Origin of the sequence: Thioclava sp. SK-1 (genome assembly GCF_001705665.1) — a bacterium.
In the GTDB taxonomy this organism is placed as follows: Bacteria; Pseudomonadota; Alphaproteobacteria; order Rhodobacterales; family Rhodobacteraceae; genus Thioclava.
This window is the reverse complement of record NZ_MDHA01000069.1, coordinates 218,110-236,111: the sequence shown is the minus strand read 5'-3', so window position 1 is coordinate 236,111 and position 18,002 is coordinate 218,110. Positions and strand designations below refer to the sequence as shown.

At 57.7% G+C, this 18,002-nt stretch carries 12 protein-coding genes, 1 tRNA gene and 1 riboswitch; of the genes, 10 read left to right on the top strand and 3 right to left on the bottom strand.

Features of this window, described 5'->3' with window-relative positions; translation table 11 throughout:
- Window positions 1-39: 39 nt before the first annotated feature.
- A complete protein-coding gene (locus BFP70_RS17075; RefSeq protein ID WP_176715594.1) occupies window positions 40-1,368 on the top strand; it encodes a glycosyltransferase family 39 protein in 1,329 nt (442 codons plus the stop codon).
- Between the two features lie 84 nt (window positions 1,369-1,452).
- Here the strand turns inward: BFP70_RS17075 and BFP70_RS17070 are convergent, their stop codons facing one another.
- Both BFP70_RS17070 and BFP70_RS17065 read right to left on the bottom strand, forming a co-directional pair.
- On the bottom strand, window positions 1,453-2,433 hold the full coding sequence (locus BFP70_RS17070) for a PRC-barrel domain-containing protein (RefSeq protein WP_066012839.1): 981 nt from the start codon (window positions 2,431-2,433) through the stop codon (window positions 1,453-1,455).
- Between the two features lie 151 nt (window positions 2,434-2,584).
- Complete coding sequence (locus tag BFP70_RS17065) at window positions 2,585-3,145, bottom strand: hypothetical protein (RefSeq protein ID WP_066012838.1); 561 nt, start codon at window positions 3,143-3,145, stop codon at window positions 2,585-2,587.
- Window positions 3,146-3,389: 244 nt separating this feature from the next.
- Here BFP70_RS17065 and BFP70_RS17060 point away from each other — a divergent pair, with 244 nt between their 5' ends.
- A complete protein-coding gene (locus tag BFP70_RS17060; RefSeq protein ID WP_066012837.1) occupies window positions 3,390-5,894 on the top strand; it encodes an FAD-dependent oxidoreductase in 2,505 nt (834 codons plus the stop codon).
- Window positions 5,895-6,121: 227 nt separating this feature from the next.
- Here BFP70_RS17060 and BFP70_RS17055 read toward each other — a convergent pair.
- Window positions 6,122-6,206 (bottom strand) — tRNA-Leu (locus tag BFP70_RS17055).
- A gap of 244 nt (window positions 6,207-6,450) precedes the next feature.
- Window positions 6,451-6,539, top strand: a riboswitch (glycine riboswitch).
- Window positions 6,540-6,704: 165 nt separating this feature from the next.
- Here BFP70_RS17055 and gcvT point away from each other — a divergent pair.
- From gcvT to panC, 8 genes are all read left to right on the top strand, one after another.
- Window positions 6,705-7,805: a glycine cleavage system aminomethyltransferase GcvT gene (gene gcvT, locus BFP70_RS17050; protein WP_066012836.1), complete on the top strand. Its 1,101-nt coding sequence runs from the start codon at window positions 6,705-6,707 to the stop codon at window positions 7,803-7,805.
- Window positions 7,806-7,819: 14 nt separating this feature from the next.
- The gene (gcvH, locus tag BFP70_RS17045; RefSeq protein WP_066012945.1) at window positions 7,820-8,179 is read left to right on the top strand and encodes a glycine cleavage system protein GcvH; all 360 of its coding nucleotides are present in this window, start codon (window positions 7,820-7,822) and stop codon (window positions 8,177-8,179) included.
- 99 nt (window positions 8,180-8,278) lie between these two features.
- Window positions 8,279-11,110 (top strand): aminomethyl-transferring glycine dehydrogenase, encoded by a 2,832-nt coding sequence (gene gcvP / locus BFP70_RS17040; protein WP_066012944.1) that lies wholly within the window; start codon window positions 8,279-8,281, stop codon window positions 11,108-11,110.
- Window positions 11,111-11,316: 206 nt separating this feature from the next.
- Entirely contained in the window at window positions 11,317-12,522 is a 1,206-nt protein-coding gene (locus BFP70_RS17035; protein ID WP_066012835.1) for an aminopeptidase P family protein, read from the top strand.
- A gap of 217 nt (window positions 12,523-12,739) precedes the next feature.
- On the top strand, window positions 12,740-14,908 hold the full coding sequence (locus tag BFP70_RS17030) for an esterase-like activity of phytase family protein (protein ID WP_066012834.1): 2,169 nt from the start codon (window positions 12,740-12,742) through the stop codon (window positions 14,906-14,908).
- A 243-nt stretch (window positions 14,909-15,151) separates the two neighbouring features.
- Window positions 15,152-16,084, top strand: coding sequence for a L,D-transpeptidase (locus BFP70_RS17020; protein ID WP_255356760.1), 933 nt, complete (start codon window positions 15,152-15,154; stop codon window positions 16,082-16,084).
- A 234-nt stretch (window positions 16,085-16,318) separates the two neighbouring features.
- A complete protein-coding gene (panB, locus tag BFP70_RS17015; RefSeq protein WP_066012831.1) occupies window positions 16,319-17,146 on the top strand; it encodes a 3-methyl-2-oxobutanoate hydroxymethyltransferase in 828 nt (275 codons plus the stop codon).
- Window positions 17,143-17,982, top strand: a complete 840-nt coding sequence (gene panC, locus BFP70_RS17010) for a pantoate--beta-alanine ligase (protein WP_066012830.1) — start codon at window positions 17,143-17,145, stop codon at window positions 17,980-17,982. Before panB ends, panC begins: the two co-directional genes overlap by 4 nt.
- Window positions 17,983-18,002: the final 20 nt, after the last annotated feature.

The following is an 18,002-nucleotide window of genomic DNA, read 5'->3' as shown; positions in this document are numbered from 1 at the left end:
CTCGCTTTCTATTTTGCCATCAGTTTTACAATCCGGCTGATGGCCGGTCCAGGGTTGGAACTGGACGAGGCCGAAATGGTGCTGAATGCGCAGCATTTGGCATGGGGCTATGGCGCGCAATTCCCGTTGTATAATTGGCTGCAATATGGCGTGTTTTACATTTTCGGCGTCTGTGTAGGCAGTATTGCGGGGCTGAAATTTGCGCTGCTATTTGCCGGTTTCGCTTTTGGCATTGCAGGGCTGCGCCGTTTAACGGGCAGCACGAATGCGGCCATTTGTGGTGGGGTGGCGCCGGTGTTTTTGCCTGATGTGTTATGGGAAGCACAGCGCAGCCTGACGCATTCGGTTGCGGTGATCGCGGCCGTAATGATTGTCATTTGGGCGTTGGCCGGGGTTTTGCGCCGGGGCGCGTGGCGCGATTATCTTTGGTTGGGTCTGGCGCTGGGCGCGGCGGGACTGTCGAAAGCCAACATCTTTTTGCTTTTGCTCGGGCTGGTAGGGGCGTTGATGGTGGCACGGCCATCGGCTGCGGGATTCATACCGTTGCGCAGATTGCGTTGTGCGGCGGCGATTGGCGTCGCGGCGATCTGTGTCGCCCCATCCTATCTGTGGATCATGGCCCATCAAGACCGGGCCTTGGCGTCTGGCTCAAAATTCTATCGTGGCGGGACAGAGGGGCCATTCGCGCCGATTTTGGCCTTGGGTGAAGGGGTGATCGGTGCGCTTCTTCTATTGGCGATTGTGGTGGCGATCCTGAATTGGCTGCCAAAGCCCAAACCGCCCGCCCCCCGCAGCGCGGCCATTGACTGGACGGCCAGATTTCTGGGCCTTGCGGGTGTGGTCGGGCTTGCGCTGTTGCTGTTTGGGGCCGTGGTGGCCGGGGCCAGTCGGATCAGTCCGCGTTGGCTGCTGCCGCTCTCGGTGCCAATTGCGATGGGGGCAGGGGTTTGGCTGTACGCGGGGGCAGCGTGCGTGATGGTCAAAAGGATTGGCGGTGCGGCGGCTGTGGTGGCCTTGACGGTAACGGTGGGCCTGTATGTGACATTGGTGTATCTGCCTGCGCGGCAAAATAACGATGCGCCAGGCTTTGCGCAGCAGGTGGCCGCACAGGCTGCGGGCGCGGCGCTGTCAGGTGATCCGTGGCTGGTCGGGCAGGTGCTTCTGCACCGATCAGATCAGCAACACACCACAGAATGTGGCCGTGATATTCTGGTGTTGGATCGTGCGCCCCAAGCCCCCTATGCTGCCGATCTGATCAGTCGCTGCGGGGCTGTAATGACAACGCAAAAGGTGCTGCGGCTTCGCAATTTGCGCGGGAAAGAAGCACGTACCGTTTGGGCATCACAGATCACCTATCCCGCTTCATAACTTGGTTTAGACGTAAAATAGCCCGAAACGCGCAAAGCGTTCCGGGCCAAATTTTTGGTATCGAAGCTTTCGGCGGTAGTGGCCTTAGCTTTTGTATTCAGGCATTGCTTTCAGCTCATCTTCTGTGGCCGAAACATGGACTGTGATACCAGTGTCGCTTTGCATCAGCTCCAGCTGATCTGGCGTCAAGGCAACTTGTTTGGCACCAAGACCCAGGAAACCGCCTACATCAACGATCACATCGGTCACTTTCATCTGGTCGTCTACAACCACCTCATCCACAGTCCCGACTTTCTCGTCATTGGCACCATAGATGGTTTCACCTGTCAGCTCTTCGGCGGTCATATCCGACCAATCAGCCGACATCATATCAGTGGTCATATCATCAGCCGTCGCGGCAACGTCGTCGCCGGCGTTATCCATCGCAGCTTCTGCATCGGCGGCCTGTTCTTTGGTCCAGTCAGCCGCCTTGTCTGTGGCCGAGGCAATCTTGTCACCCGCATTGTCTGCTGCCGCACCCACGGCTGCCCCTGCAGCGGCGGCTTTGGTCTGTGCTGTGTCAACAGCTTCGCCCATGCCTGCTTTCATTTCGTCCCAATCAGGGTTGAACGCTGGTGCATCTTCAAGGGCTTGGCGGTTGCCAGTCATAACGATGAAATAGTCATCGGCGTCATCACCATCCGATACCATGTCCAGCGAGGACAGGTTTACAGCAACGGTTTTCTCACCGATGCCCAAGAAACCGCCCACGTCGACCAACACGGCTTCCACATCGCCATCGGTCGAAATGATGACATCAGAGATTTCACCAATATCGTCCCAATTCGCATCCGCTTCGGTGTATTCGGTCGTGTCATCCGCGCCGGTTTCGGCGGCATAAACGCGTTTGCCAATAAAGTCGGATGCCATCACCGCGCCGGACACACCTTCATAGAACGTGTCAGAAGATGTCGCCATTTTCGTGGTGGCATCTGCCTGAACGGAGGTGTCCGTCGACGCTGTCTGAGCGGTCACGGGCATAGCAACAAGAAGACCAAGTGCGGTGGTTGCAAGAAGCTTTTTCATCTGTATCTCTCCCAATTTTTCCGGAAGACGTTCGTTGTCGTCTTCCCTGTATGGCTGCTCAATGCGCAGCCACCGGGAAAGGTTTCATTTCCGTCGATCAACTAAAGTTCAGAAGACCACTTGGAACCAAAACAGAAGTCGTTGTAACGTGTTAGACGCTCATGTGAAGCGAAGAGCTTACAAGGCCCTCTTGGTCATAGACCTGAAATCCGCCGGTCTGGCTGTCATCGGCTGCGCTGGGGGCCAAGGCGCTATAGGCGTCATCGACCTGCTTTTGTGTCACATTTGAGGTTTCAGTATCTTCCGCCGGTTCAAGCCCCAGAGCGCGTGTCTGTGGTGCGGTGCTCATGGCGTCCATCATCTGGGCAAAACGGGCGGCCCCTGTTTGGGCTTCGGCCCGGGCGCGCGCCAGGTCTTCACCGCCTTGGGACTGGCCATAGGATTGGCGGGCTTGTGCCGCGCTTGTATCGGCGCTGACCTGGGCCGTAACGCTGTTTTCCGCGGTGGTCACGCCGCCTGCGGGCAGTTGTGTGCGGCTGTTGGTGTTGTTGTCGGCATCTGTGGCGGCCGGGGCTGCAACGACTTGATCAACCTGCTGTGCCTCAACCGGTGCGGCGGTTGCCGCCTGTGCTGCGGTGTTCTCTTGTGCAGAAGACGCGTTAGAGGAGGTCGCTGCGGTGGGCAGGGCGGGAAGAATATTTTGGAGTAACATGAAACACCATATAACTGAGAAACGGTAACACGCCAGAGTGTTACGATAAGCTTAAGCTACGCTGATTCTGCGGTTCCAGCACCTATTTCCTAACTAAATGGTAAACGCCGCAGCGCAGCAGTCCATTCTATCTGTCAATTGAAAGGAATGTCGTTTTTGGCTGCTAAATGTCGCCAAGATGGCAACGCGTTTACCTGCTTGTGACGCAGATTGGGCGAAACACGGTCCAAGGAGTCGCGCACCGATGAAAACCCATGTCAAAGCTTTGGTGGTCGGTGGCGGTGCCGTCGGTTGTTCAATTGCCTATCATCTGGCCAAGGCCGGTTGGGCCGATGTAATGTTGGTGGAGCGTGACGAGCTGACAGCAGGGTCAACTTGGCATGCGGCGGGTCTGTTGCCCTTGTTCAACATGTCCTATGCGACAACGCATATTCATAAATACTCTGTCGATTTCTACAAAACGCTGGAAGCGGAAACGGGGCTGAACGCCGGTTTTTCTATCTGTGGCAATTTGCGCATGGCCCAAACGCAAGAGCGGATGGATGAATATATGCTGTATTCATCGGTGGCGGAAACGGCCGATGTCTATCATGAATTTTTGACACCGGTGCAAATTGCAGATCGTTGGCCGCTGTTGCGCACCGAAGATTTGAAAGGCGCACTATTCCATCCACAAGATGGATATATCAACCCCGCAGATGTGACCCAGGCAATGGCCAAAGGGGCGCGCCAGCGTGGTGTGGACATCGTGCGCAAGCTACAGGTGAACGCCTATCATTGGACCGGGTCCGAATGGATTGTGACGCTGGAGAAGATGATCGATAAAGGCGGCAATTTGGTCGGCTCTGGTGAGATGATCGATATTCACGCCGAACATGTTGTGACTGCCACCGGCAACCATTCTCAGCGCACGGCGCAATTGCTGGGCATTAAAATCCCGGCGATCCCGGTGGAACATCAGTTCATTGTCACTGAACCCGACCCGGCATTGGTGAAATACCGCGCTGAAGGCGGGGCGGAACATCCTGTGCTGCGCGACGCTGATGCGAAATGGTATGTCCGCGAAGAACGTGGCGGCTGGATCCTTGGCCCATATGAGCGCAACGCGCCGTCCTGTTTCCGTTTTGGCGTGCCGGATACGTTCCGTGCGGATTTGTTCCCGCTGGATCTGGAACGGATCGAAGAGGAATATATGTCGATGATCCACCGGATCCCGACAACGGAAACCGCCGGGCTGAAGGATGATTTTAACGGCCCGATCTGTTACACGCCTGATGGGAATCCGCTGGTCGGTCCTGCACCCGGACTGCGCAATATGTGGCTTGCTGAGGGGTTTAGCTTTGGCATCACAGCGGCGGGCGGCACCGGATATTACCTTGCACAGCTGATGGTCGAGGGCGAGGCCGAGATCGACATGGCGTCGCTCGATCCCAAACGCTATGGGCAATGGATCACGAATGAATGGGCCGCACAGAAGAACGAAGAATGCTATGAGCATGTCTATGTGCTGCATCACCCGGATGAGGAACGCGGCGCAGCCCGGCCTTTGCGCACCACGCCCAATTACGATGCGCAGATTGCCGCAGGTGCCCAGATGGGGCAGGTGAATGGCTGGGAACGTCCGAATTATTACGGCCCGCTGGATGCGGATGCGACATTCGATCACGATACCCGATCGTTCCGCCGGGGCGGGTGGTGGCCCTATGCCAAAGCGGAGGCGGAAGCGATCCGCGAAACCGCTGGCCTGATCGACGCATCGGCCTTTACCAAACATCTGGTGCGCGGCCCCGGCGCCACCGCATTTTTGGACATGTTTACCTGTAATAAATTGCCCAAGATTGGCCGTATCAACCTGACCTATGCGTTGACTCAGGCGGGCACGACCCGGACCGAATATACCATCGTGCGCTTGGCGGAGGATGAATATTATCTGATCTCCGCCGGGGCGTGGACCGATTATGACGCCGATTACCTGAAAAAGTCTGCCGAAGATTTCCGGGCGGGTGGTGGTGAGTATATCGACATTCATGACATCACCACGCAATGGGGTGTCTTTGCGCTGGCGGGTCCAAAAGCACGCGACATTCTGAATGCGCTGGTCGTGGATGCCGATGCGGCAACGGTTTTGTCGAACAAACGTTTTCCGTGGCTGTCGATGCGCAATATCGAATTGGGCATGTGCCCCGTGCGTGCGGTGCGTGTGGCCTATACCGGGGAGCTGGGATGGGAATTGCACTTCCCAATCGAATTCTCGCGCTATCTGTGGAACGCGCTTGTAAAAGCAGGCGAACCGCATGGCATGAAACTGGTCGGTGCGCGGGCGCAAAACTGGCTTCGACAGGAAAAATCTTACCGCGCGTTTGGCAATGAGCTGGGCCGGGATGCAACGCCACTGGAGGCGGGGCTGGACCGGTTCGTGGATCTTGAAAAAGAGTTCACCGGCAAGGCCGCGATGCTGAAGACGGGCATTCGATCCAAATGCGTCACGCTATTGATCGACGGGCCGCAAGATGCCGATCCCTGGGGCCGTGAGGCACTGTTCCATGACGGTGCAAAAATTGGCCGTTTGACCTCGGGTGGTTGGTCGGTCGCCTTCGGAAAATCCATCGGTATGGGCTATGTGCGCCCTGATTTGGCGGCGCCGGGCACCAGATTAAAGGTCAAAATCCAGCTGCAAGAATGGGATGCTGTCGTGACCGAGGACAGCCCGCATGATCCAACGAACGCACGCATTCGGATGAATGGCTAACAGATTGGGCGGCGCCTTCGGGGCCGCCCTTTTTTGCTAATACCCGGGTAGTCCGCGCCGCTACAATCGCTTGCGTTGCAATTTGGCCCGCGGCGGTGGAAAGCTTTGGCGGACGCCACGGCGTGATTTCCCCCCAGATAATTCCGGCGTTATTATGTGGCGCCATGCCAAGCCAGCGCAATTCTGTGCGGTGGTTTTGCGTTCATACTTTGGAATGATGCGGGGAGTGGTGCGGGCAGCGGGAGTCGAACCCGCACGAACTAAGTTCGAGGGAGTTTAAGTCCCTTGCGTCTACCATTCCGCCATGCCCGCGACCGCCCCTTGGCTAGCGTGCTGAAACGATTTCGGCAAGAGGGGGCGCGCATCGTGCGTTGATTTTTTTTTGCGCGCTGGGGCGACGGCGCATGCACGATCTTGGCCGCTCTGGCGACGTGATGCACCTGCAAGATGGCGTAATCGGCGGCATAAATAGCATGGCGGTGTCGGATTTGGTCCGTGATAGGTCGAATACGGATTTTCCGCTTGTCTCATGGCGGCACGCCGGGCTAGGAAATATCTGTCAGCAGCGGGAGAATCCGGGTCCGCCCGGTGCCGAAGGAGCAACCGCCCCGGTAAACTCTCAGGCGCAAGGGACCGCGCTGATAAGAACTCTGGAGAGAGGCCGTGATAAGCGGTCCGCCGAAGGGATAACGATCTCAGGCGCCCTAGCAATCGCAATGGGTATGGACAGAGGGGGCATCGAGCAGGTCGCATTCGCGGCCCTAATTTTCGATGCCGGACACTCCGGCAGCATCATAAAAGGGAGGCCGTATGGCTGAACTGCGTCGCACAGGTCTGTTCGATCTGCATGTCGAATTGGGGGCGCGTCTGGTGCCCTTCGCCGGTTGGGAAATGCCTGTGCAATATCCGCTAGGCGTGCTGAAAGAACATCAACATTGTCGCCAGAAGGCCGGATTGTTCGATGTGTCGCATATGGGACAGGTGATCGTACCGCTATCGGCCATCGAAGCGCTTGAAGCGCTTATCCCGGTGTCCATCGCCGGCTTGGCACAGGGCCGTCAGCGCTATGGGTTTTTCACCAATGATGCGGGTGGGATTTTGGACGATCTGATGATTGCCCGTAAATCCGATCATCTGTTCTTGGTCGTTAATGCGGGCTGCGCCCAGGCCGATATCGACCATCTGCGTGCACATCTGCCCCAGGTGACTGTGATCGAAGATCGCGCTTTGATTGCCTTGCAAGGCCCATCGGCAGTGGCTGCGCTGTCGCGCCATGTGCCTGATGTGGCGCAGATGCGGTTTATGGATGTGGCCGAATTCACATGGTCGGGTGTGACGCTTTGGGTGTCGCGCTCTGGCTATACCGGTGAAGATGGTTATGAAATTTCGGTCCCAGATGCACATGCCGAAGGGTTCGTGCGGGCGTTGCTGAATGAACCCGAAGTCGAAATGATCGGCTTGGGGGCGCGCGACAGTTTGCGGCTGGAGGCAGGCTTGTGTCTGTATGGCCATGACATCGATACGCAGACCTCCCCGGTTGAGGCCGGTCTGGCCTGGGCGATCCAAAAGCCGCGCCGCACAGGTGGCGCCCGTGAAGGTGGGTTCCCCGGTGCGGATCGTATCTTGGCCGAGCTGGACAATGGTCCTGCCCGTATGCGGATGGGGCTGCGGCCCGAAACCCGCGCCCCGATGCGCGAAGGCGTGATGCTTTATGCCGAGGCCGAAGGCGGAGCGCCGATTGGCACCGTCACTTCTGGCGGGTTTGGGCCATCGATCAATGCGCCCATGGCAATGGCCTATCTGCCTGCTGACACCGCCGTTGGCACCATGTTATTCGGTGAGGTTCGGGGAAAGCGATTGCCCTGTAGCGTCGCCGCCCTGCCTTTCCATCCCCACTCTTACAAACGTTGAGGACCGTCATGAGCATCAAATTTACCGAAGAGCACGAATGGCTGCGTGTGGAAGACGATCTGGTTGTCGTCGGAATCACAGAACACGCATCTGAACAGCTTGGCGATGTGGTGTTTGTCGAATTGCCCGAACCTGAAACCAAAGTTGCCAAAGGCGATGAGATCAGCGTGATCGAATCCGTCAAGGCCGCGTCGGATATCCTTGCCCCCTGTGATGGGGAAATTGTCGAGATCAATGACGGGCTGGTCGACAATCCGGCCCTGGTCAATGACGACCCGATGGAGGCAGGCTGGTTCTTCAAGATGAAGCTCGACGATATGGAGCAGCTTGAGACGTTGATGGATGAAGACGCCTATAAGGACTTCATCGGCTGATGTGATCTGCCGCAAATGATCGCAGCGCCCCATGCCGGGGCGCTGTTCGATGCCCCTTCTCCTCCTCTTTGCCGTTTATGTGCTGAAAGCCCGATTGCGATGCCCTTCACGCCCTCTGCCTATAAGACCTATGATTTCGCCCATCGTCGCCATATCGGCCCGTCCCCCAGTGAGATGGAAGAGATGCTAAAGGCGGTCGGCGCACCGTCGCTAGATGCGCTGATTGATGAGACCGTGCCAAAGGCAATCCGACAGGAAACGCCACTGTCATGGGAGCCGCTGTCGGAATATCGCCTATTGGAAAAGATGCGCGGTGTTGCGGGCAAAAACCGGGTGATGACCTCGCTGATCGGGCAGGGCTATTATGGCACGGTCACCCCGCCGGCCATTCAGCGCAATATTTTAGAAAATCCGGCATGGTATACGGCTTATACCCCCTATCAGCCAGAGATCGCGCAGGGCCGTCTGGAAGCTTTGCTGAATTTCCAGACGATGGTGTCAGACCTGACCGGCCTGCCTGTCGCCAACGCATCGTTGCTGGATGAGGCCACGGCCGCCGCCGAAGCTATGGCGATGGCGCAGCGTGGTGCAAAATCCAAGGCGCGGGCTTTCTTTGTTGATGAGAACTGTCACCCGCAAACCATCTCTGTCATCAAGACCCGGGCAGAGCCACTGGGCCTTGAGGTGATCGTTGCTGATCCTTCGACGCTGGTGGCGGAAAATGTGTTCGGGGCGATTTTTCAATATCCCGGCACCTATGGCGATGTGCGCGACTTTACCGCCCAATGCGAGGCGCTGCATGCGGCCAAGGCCATCGCGGTAATGGCGACCGACCTTCTGGCGCTATGCGTGTTGAAAGAGCCGGGCGCGATGGGCGCCGATATTGCGGTTGGCTCGGCGCAGCGGTTTGGCGTGCCAATGGGCTATGGTGGTCCGCATGCCGCGTTTATGGCCTGTGCGGATGGGTTGAAACGGTCCATGCCTGGCCGGATCGTCGGTGTGTCTGTCGATAGCCATGGGGACAAGGCCTATCGGCTGTCATTGCAAACCCGTGAGCAGCATATTCGCCGTGAAAAGGCGACATCGAACGTCTGCACAGCGCAGGCTTTGCTGGCGGTTATGGCCTCGTTCTACGCGGTGTTTCACGGCCCGGTTGGCCTGCGCGCCATCGCAGAAACGGTGCATTGGCAGGCCGTGCGCCTGCGTGATGCGCTTTTGGCGGCAGGGGCGGATGTTCAACCCGGCGCCTTTTTCGACACGTTGACCGTGCGTGTGGGTGTTGGACAGCAAGGCATTATGGCTGCGGCGCGTCACCGTGGGATCAACCTGCGCCGTGTGGGCACGGATCGGGTTGGCATTTCGGTCGATGAGCTGACTGATGACGATGTGCTGGTGCGCTTGCTGGATGCATTTGGAATTACGGCGCCTGCGCCCGAACAGGTGGAACGTGGCTTTGGCGATGATCTGGTGCGCCAGTCCGACTATCTGACCCATCCGGTCTTCCATATGAACCGCGCGGAATCAGAGATGATGCGCTACATGCGCCGCTTGTCGGACCGTGATTTGGCGCTGGACCGGGCGATGATCCCGCTTGGGTCATGCACGATGAAGCTGAACGCAGCCGCGGAAATGATGCCGATCACCTGGCCTGAATTTGGCGCGCTGCACCCGTTTGCGCCGCGCAATCAGGCCGAAGGCTATCACGAGGCGATTGCAGATCTGACCGATAAGCTGTGTGAAATCACGGGGTATGATGCGTTTTCGATGCAGCCCAACTCTGGCGCGCAGGGTGAGTATGCGGGTTTGTTGACCATTGCCGCCTATCACCGTGGTCGTGGCGAGGGGCATCGTAATATCTGTCTGATCCCGGTGTCGGCGCATGGGACCAACCCTGCCTCGGCGCAGATGGCAGGGATGAAGGTCGTGGTGGTGAAATCCGCACCCAATGGCGATGTCGATCTAGAGGATTTTCAGGCCAAGGCAGAGGCGGCCGGCGATAACCTTGCCGCCTGCATGATCACCTATCCTTCTACCCATGGTGTATTTGAAGAAACGGTAAAGCAGATTTGCGATATCACGCATGACCATGGCGGCCAGGTCTATATGGACGGTGCGAATATGAACGCGCTGGTCGGTTTGGTCAAACCGGGGAAAATCGGTTCAGATGTCAGCCATCTGAACCTGCATAAGACTTTCGCGATCCCCCATGGCGGCGGCGGTCCGGGCATGGGCCCGATTGGTGTTGGCGCACATTTGGCCCCCTATTTGCCCGGCCACCCGGACGAGGGGTCGGATGGTGCCGTTTCGGCTGCGCCCTATGGGTCTGCGTCGATTTTGCTGATTTCTTGGGCCTACTGTCTGATGATGGGCGGGGAAGGTCTGACACAGGCCACGCGTGTTGCGATCTTGAATGCAAATTACATGGCAGCGCGGTTGAAAGGTGCTTACCCGATCCTATTCATGGGCAATCGTGGCCGTGTGGCACATGAATGTATCGTGGATACGCGCGGTTTCGCAGATGTCGGCGTGAGCGTGGATGATCTGGCAAAGCGTCTGGTGGACAATGGGTTCCACGCGCCGACCATGTCCTTCCCTGTGGCGGGCACATTGATGATTGAGCCTACGGAATCGGAAACCAAGGCCGAGCTGGACCGGTTCATCACCGCGATGCTGGCAATCCGTGAAGAAGTTCGCGCCGTTGAAAATGGCGATATCACCGCGCAGGACAGCCCGCTGCGTCATGCCCCCCACACCTATAAGGATCTGGTGACACAATGGGACCGCGCCTATACCCGTGAGGAAGGGTGCTTTCCGCCCGGTTCGTTCCGCGAGGACAAATATTGGCCCCCCGTTGGCCGGGTCGATAACGTGTTTGGGGATCGCAATCTAATTTGCACCTGCCCGCCGCTGGAAGACTATGTAAGCGACTAAACGTAATCAGGCAGGGGGCGGGGACGCCCCCTTCGCTGCTGTTTGGTGACTTTTGCCGCACTGGGTTTCAAATCCGATTGCACCAGGTCAGGCTTTGCGCCAAATTCCGCATATGGGTCGTGGCGATGGCGTCGTCACGCGGTGGCCTTGTCGTCCTGCACGCCGGGACCTTTCGGGGTCTGCACGGCCCCAGCATGGAGACAGTGATGACGCGACCAGATTTTTACAGCTTTGAAAACGGTGACAAAGCGGCTTTGCCTTTTTCGCCGCAGGAATATGAGCTCCGGCTGGAGGGGCTGCGCGACCTGATGGAATTGCATTCCCTTGATGCGTGTTTGCTGACCTCAATGCACAATGTGGCGTATTACAGCGGCTTTTTATATTGCGCGTTCGGTCGGCCCTATGGGTTGGTGGTTACGCGCGATACGGCTGTGGTGGTATCGGCGGGGATTGATGCAGGCCAGCCGTGGCGGCGCAGCTATGGGCAGGCGCTGACATATACCGATTGGCAGCGCGATAATTTTTGGCGTGCCGCAGCCCATGTGATCGGCGAGGGTAAGGCAATTGGCTGTGAAGCCGATCATTTGACGATGGTCATGGCCGAAAAATTTGGCATATTTCTGAAGCCTGCGCGTGGGATGGATATTTCCGCCGGCACTATGTCGCAGCGTATGGTCAAATCTGCCGCCGAAATTGATCTGATCCGTCACGGCGCGCAGGTGGCCGATATTGGCGGTGCAGCCATTCGCGATGCAATCCGCGTTGGGGCGCGCGAAATCGATGTGACAATGGCCGGGCGTGATGCGATGGAGCTTGAGATTGCACGCCGTTTCCCGGATGCCGAATATCGGGATACATGGGTGTGGTTCCAATCCGGTCTGAACACAGATGGTGCGCATAATCCTGTGACGGGGCGGGTGCTGGTAAACGGCGATATTTTGTCGCTGAACTGTTTTCCAATGATCTCTGGCTATTATACTGCGTTGGAACGGACGCTGTTCCTGGGGGAACCTGACGCGCGTGCGCTGCAGGTCTGGCAGGCCAATGTCGATGCGCATGAGCTGGGGCTCTCGTTGCTGAAACCCGGTGCGCGCTGTGATCAGATCACGGCCCAAATCAATGCGCTTTTTGCCGAACGTGACCTACTGCAATATCGTAGTTTTGGTTATGGGCACAGCTTTGGGGTGTTGTCGCATTACTATGGGCGCGAAGCTGGGTTGGAGCTGCGTGAGGATATTGACACAGTGCTAGAGCCGGGCATGGTTGTGTCGATGGAGCCGATGCTGACGATTCCACAGGGGCAGCCCGGCGCTGGTGGCTACCGTGAACATGATATCGTCGTCATCGGTGAAGAGGAGGGTGAAAACATCACCGGCTTCCCCTATGGTCCGGCCCATAACATCATCAGCTAATCGGTCGGTCCTTAGGGCGGCGAACGCAGGCCGCATGGCCTGTGGTCCGGGCGCTTGGGGGTTCGATGCCCTCATGCGCCCGATTTGGTTTGGGCAGAAATATCATATGTTCTGACTTTGGGTCATCAAAGTGTCACCTGGCTGTAGCACAGGCGTTACCAATCAGCGGGATGGATCGCGTCAACCAAAACATCGACCACAGATGGGGACGTGAGATATGCTGAAATTATCAATTGGGGCTGTGCTGGCCCTGACCACCGCGCTGCCAGCCTTTGCGGATATGAATTTCAACCGGGTGGCCGCGTTCGCGGTGCCCTCTAATGCTGACAACACGGCGGAAGAAACCTCTGCGGAAATCATCGCGGCTACTGCGGATGGCCAGACATTGGTTTATACCGACAGCCCGCTTGGCGTCATTGGCATGATTGATATCGCAGACCCCGCCGCACCCAAACCGCTTGGCGTGATGGAAATGTCGGGCGAACCGACCTCCGTTGCCATCATTGGCCAAACCGCTTTCGTGGGCGTGAATACATCCGAAAGCTATACACAGCCCTCCGGTGCGCTGCATGTCATCGACATCGCATCGCGCAGCGAGGTCACGACCTGTGATCTGGGTGGCCAGCCCGATTCTGTTGCCGTGGCCAAGGATGGTTCTTTCGTTACGGTGGCGATTGAAAACGAGCGCGACGAAGATTTGGGTGATGGCGGTTTGCCACAAATGCCCGGTGGGTTTGTTGTCAAAGTGCCGGTGAGCGATGGCGTGCTAAATTGCGCAGGATTGCAAAAAATTGACCTGACCGGCGTGCCCACCATTGGTGCCACTGATCCAGAGCCGGAATTTGTCGATGTGAATGCCGCCGGTGAAATCGTCGTCACCATGCAAGAGAACAACCATATCGCAATCATCGCGGCGGATGGCAGCGTTGCAACGCATTTTTCGGCCGGGACGGTGGATCTGGACGGGATTGACACGAAGAAAGACGGAAAGCTGTCCTTTGACGGGTCGCTTCAAGACGTGCCCCGCGAACCTGATGCCGTAAAATGGATTGATGAAGACCATTTCGCCACCGCCAATGAGGGTGATTGGAAAGGTGGCTCTCGTGGGTTCACAATTTTCAATAAAGATGGCACCGTGGTCTATGACGCGGGCAACAGCTTTGAACATCTGGTGGCCAGCGCGGGCCATTATCCCGACAAACGCGCAGGAAAAAAGGGCGCAGAGCCTGAATCTGTGGAATTCGGTCTGTTCGACGGTCAGCCGTTGCTGTTCATCGGATCCGAGCGCGGCTCGATCGTCGCGGTTTATGATGTGACCGACCCGGCCAACCCGGCATTCTTGCAGCTTTTGCCATCGGGCATCGGACCAGAGGGCTATGTGGCCTTGCCATCGCGCAATCTGCTGGTGTCGGCCAATGAAACTGACGCCCGCGGCGATGGAAATGCCGAAGCACATGTCATGATTTTTGAGCGCAGTGAGGCGGCCGCCTCCTATCCCATGATCACCTCTGCAGGCACTCAGCCATTGATCGGCTGGGGCGCGCTGTCGGGGCTGGTTGCCGATGCGACACAGCCGGGGATGCTTTACGCTGTTGCCGATAGTTTCTATTCGGCGCAACCGCGGATCTTTACCATCGATGCAACCACGACGCCGGCGAAAATCACCGGTGCGATCGACATTACCCGCAATGGTCCCCCAGCGCAGCTTTTGGATCTGGAGGGTATCACGCTGGACGGGCAGGGCGGGTTCTGGCTGGCATCCGAAGGGCGCAGCGACCGGATGATCCCGCATGGGCTGATCCATGTGAATGCCGATGGTGAGATCGAAGACCAAATCGGCTTGCCCGCCGAATTGGCCCATGTCGAAACCCGCTTTGGCTTTGAAGGTATCGCAATGGACGGCACCACGTTGTGGATGGCCACCCAGCGCGAATGGGGCGATGACCCGGCAGGTTTGGTGAAACTGGTATCCTATGACACGGATAGCGGTGAGTGGGGCGCGGTACATTACCCGCTAGAGGCCAAAGGCGAGGGCTGGATGGGCCTGTCCGAGATCACGATCCACGATGGCGTCGCCTATGTTCTGGAACGCGACAACCAATTGGCACAGCGCGCCAAGGTCAAAAAGATCTTCCAGGTTGCGCTGTCAGATCTGACGCCTGCGCCTTTGGGCGGTGATCTTCCGGTCGTTCGCAAACAAGAAGTCAGAGACCTGTTGCCCGATCTGAAGGCCACCGGCGGTTATGTTGTCGATAAGGTCGAAGGCTTTGCCATTGATGCGTCGGGCAACGGGTTTATCGTCACCGATAATGATGGTGTTGATGACAGCTCCGGCGAGACGTTGTTCATGAATATCGGCGCTATGGGCAATAAAACCGGCGGCTGATCTTTCAGCGCATATCTTTAAAGGGCCCCGTGCGACATGTGCCGCGCGGGGCCTTTTCATACGGTTTGATGACCTGAAAATGACCTTGCGGTAATAATTTGTGATTTAAGGGAACCTTAACAGGGGGCAGGGGCTTGACGAACAGGTAGGGGTTCGGGCTGATAGGCCCGATCTTCTGCAAATGCCGATCTGCCCCGGCGTGATGCGGATAAAGACGATAAGATTCCGAAAGGATTTGCTGCTGTGCCCTTTTCATTTTCTAATTTGCGTCGTCCGGCGCTGATGCTGCTTGCGCTTGCGGCTTTGGCAGGATGTGCTGCTGAACCGGGTGCGCCGACCGCCCGTATTTCCTCCGCATCGGTGCCGCCGGAATACCAGGCCCGCCAAGATGAGCTGGATCCCACTGTTGTGGTTCCTGCTGTCAGCCCGCGTTACCTGAATGAGCGCAACCGCCGTCGCTGGGTAAATTACGATGGTCCCGAAGCGGTGGGCACGATTGTGATCGACCCCTATGCCCGCGTCGCCTATCATGTAAAGGCCCCGGGCCGTGCCATGCGTATGGGGATTGCCGTCGGCAAAGAGGGTAAAGGCTTTGCTGGCACCGCAGTGATCCGCCGCAAAGAGGTATTCCCATCATGGACGCCTACCGCGAATATGATCCGCACGGACCCGGACCTGTATGGCCCGCTGCGTGATGGCCTGCCCGGAGGTCTAGACAACCCGTTGGGTGCGCGTGCGCTGTATTTGTATAAGGGCAACCGTGACACCTACTACCGTTTGCACGGCACGATGGACCCGTCTTCGATTGGTAAGGCGACCTCGGCCGGCTGTATCCGCTTCTTCAACCAAGACATCATGGATATGTATGATGAAACCGACACGGGCACGGTTGTGAAGGTCCGGTCAGAGGCGGAAAGCCTTGCGATGGAAGGTCCGATGGTTGAATTGCATTCCGGTTATGTCGTGCCGGCGTCGGATGTCGCGGCGATTGATGCCGATCAGCGTGCGTGGGAATCCGGTCAGATCGAAGATTATGCGCAAGTCGAAGCCGAGAGCCATGAACGCGCCGTAGCTGCGGCCAATGCGCAGGCATCGGGACAGCTGTATTCCACGGCAGGCGGTTTGGAAACGATGCAGCCGACCTATGTGAATTCCAACGGGATTTACAGCAACTAACACCCGATTGCCGTGGCCATCGGCCAGAGGTCATCGCGGGTAATACCAAAGCAGAAGGCGCGGGGTGATCCTGCGCCTTTTTCCATTGTGACCAGTAGGTTAATCTGCGGTGATGCGCTGAAACTGTTGGAAATGTGCCGCGGTGCAGCAGGGTTTCTTTTGCATTCACCCTGTCAGGCAGGTAAGGATCTGACCGTTCCACACAGGGTTGGGACGCGGCAGGGGAGATCCACCATGAGTGCAACCGGACAGGTGCGGCAACGGATGCCAACCGATATCGTAGCGATGAAAGGTGGCGATCCAATCGTCTGCCTGACCGCCTATACCACCCCGATTGCGAAGCTGGTCGATGCCGATTGCGACCTGGTGCTTGTTGGTGATTCCGTGGGAATGGTGTTGCATGGGCTGCCCTCCACTTTGGGCGTGACCCTGGAAATGATGATCATGCACGGTCAGGCCGTGGCGCGCGGGCTGTCGCATGCGTGTTTCGTGATCGATATGCCGTTTGGCAGCTATGAAGAAAGCCCCCAGCAGGCCTATCGCAATGCGGCCCGATTGATGTCGGAAACCGGCGCTGCGGCGGTGAAGTTGGAGGGGGGCGTGCACATGGCCGAAACCATCGCGTTTTTGGTGCAGCGCGGCATTCCGGTGATGGCGCATATTGGCCTGACACCGCAATCGGTGAACCTGTTTGGCGGCTACAAGGTTCAGGGCCGTGGCGAGGCTGGAGCGCAGCTGCTGGCCGATGCACAGGCTGTGGCAAAGGCTGGGGCGTTTTCCGTAGTGTTGGAAAAGGTGCCGGGCGGTTTGGCCGATCAGATCACGCAGGCGCTGCCTATCCCGACCGTGGGCATTGGCGCGGGTGTCGGCTGTGATGGTCAGGTTTTGGTGGTCGATGACATGCTGGGCCTGTTCACGGATTTCAAACCGAAATTCGTCAAGCGCTTTGGCAATTTGGGGGCGGATGCAGCCGCGGCAGTGGCCGATTATGCGGCACAGGTGCGCGCGCGCGCTTTCCCGGCGCCAGAACATGCTTTCGCGGATGAGGTCGTTAAGAAATGACGCAGGTTATTCGGAACTCCGCCGAGCTGCGTGAGAAAGTCGCAGGCTGGAAACGTTCGGGTATGTTGGTGGGGGTCGTACCCACAATGGGCGCCCTGCACGAAGGGCATATGTCATTGGTTGCACAGGCGCGGGCGCAATCTGACCGGGTGATTGTAACGATTTTCGTAAACCCAATGCAGTTCAACAACCCCGATGATTTGACGAAATACCCCCGGAATGAGGCGAAAGATGTTGCGCTGTTGGATCAGGCCGGGGTGGATGTGTTGTTCGCGCCGGGTGTAGAAGAGGTCTATCCGACGGGCTTTGCCACGACCGTGTCCATTACTGGCGTGTCCGAACCGATGGAGGGAGCGCATCGTCCAGGCCATTTTGACGGGGTCGCTACGGTTGTGTCGAAACTGTTTGGCATGACGCAGGCCGGGCGCGCCTTTTTCGGTGAAAAAGATTGGCAGCAGTTGCAAGTCGTGCGCCGGCTGGTCGATGATCTGAATATTCCGGTCAAGATTATCGGTTGCCCAACGATCCGCGAAGAGGATGGTTTGGCGATGTCGTCACGCAATGTCCGCCTGACGGCACAAGAGCGGCAGATCGCCCCCCAGATGCATCACATCTTGCAGCAGGCGGCGACACAGCTTCGCGGTGGGGCGCTGGCAAGCGACGCTTTGACCAGCGCACGCGCTGCCTTCCTTGCAGCAGGGTTTCATGATGTGGAATATCTGGAATTGGCCAGTGTTGAAGGTCTGCGCCTGTTGCCCGCAGCCAATGAGCCGGCGCGGCTGCTGGTGGCCGCATGGCTGGGCGATGTGCGCCTGATCGACAATATCGCGGTGTAGCGGGTCGAATACGGCTATTT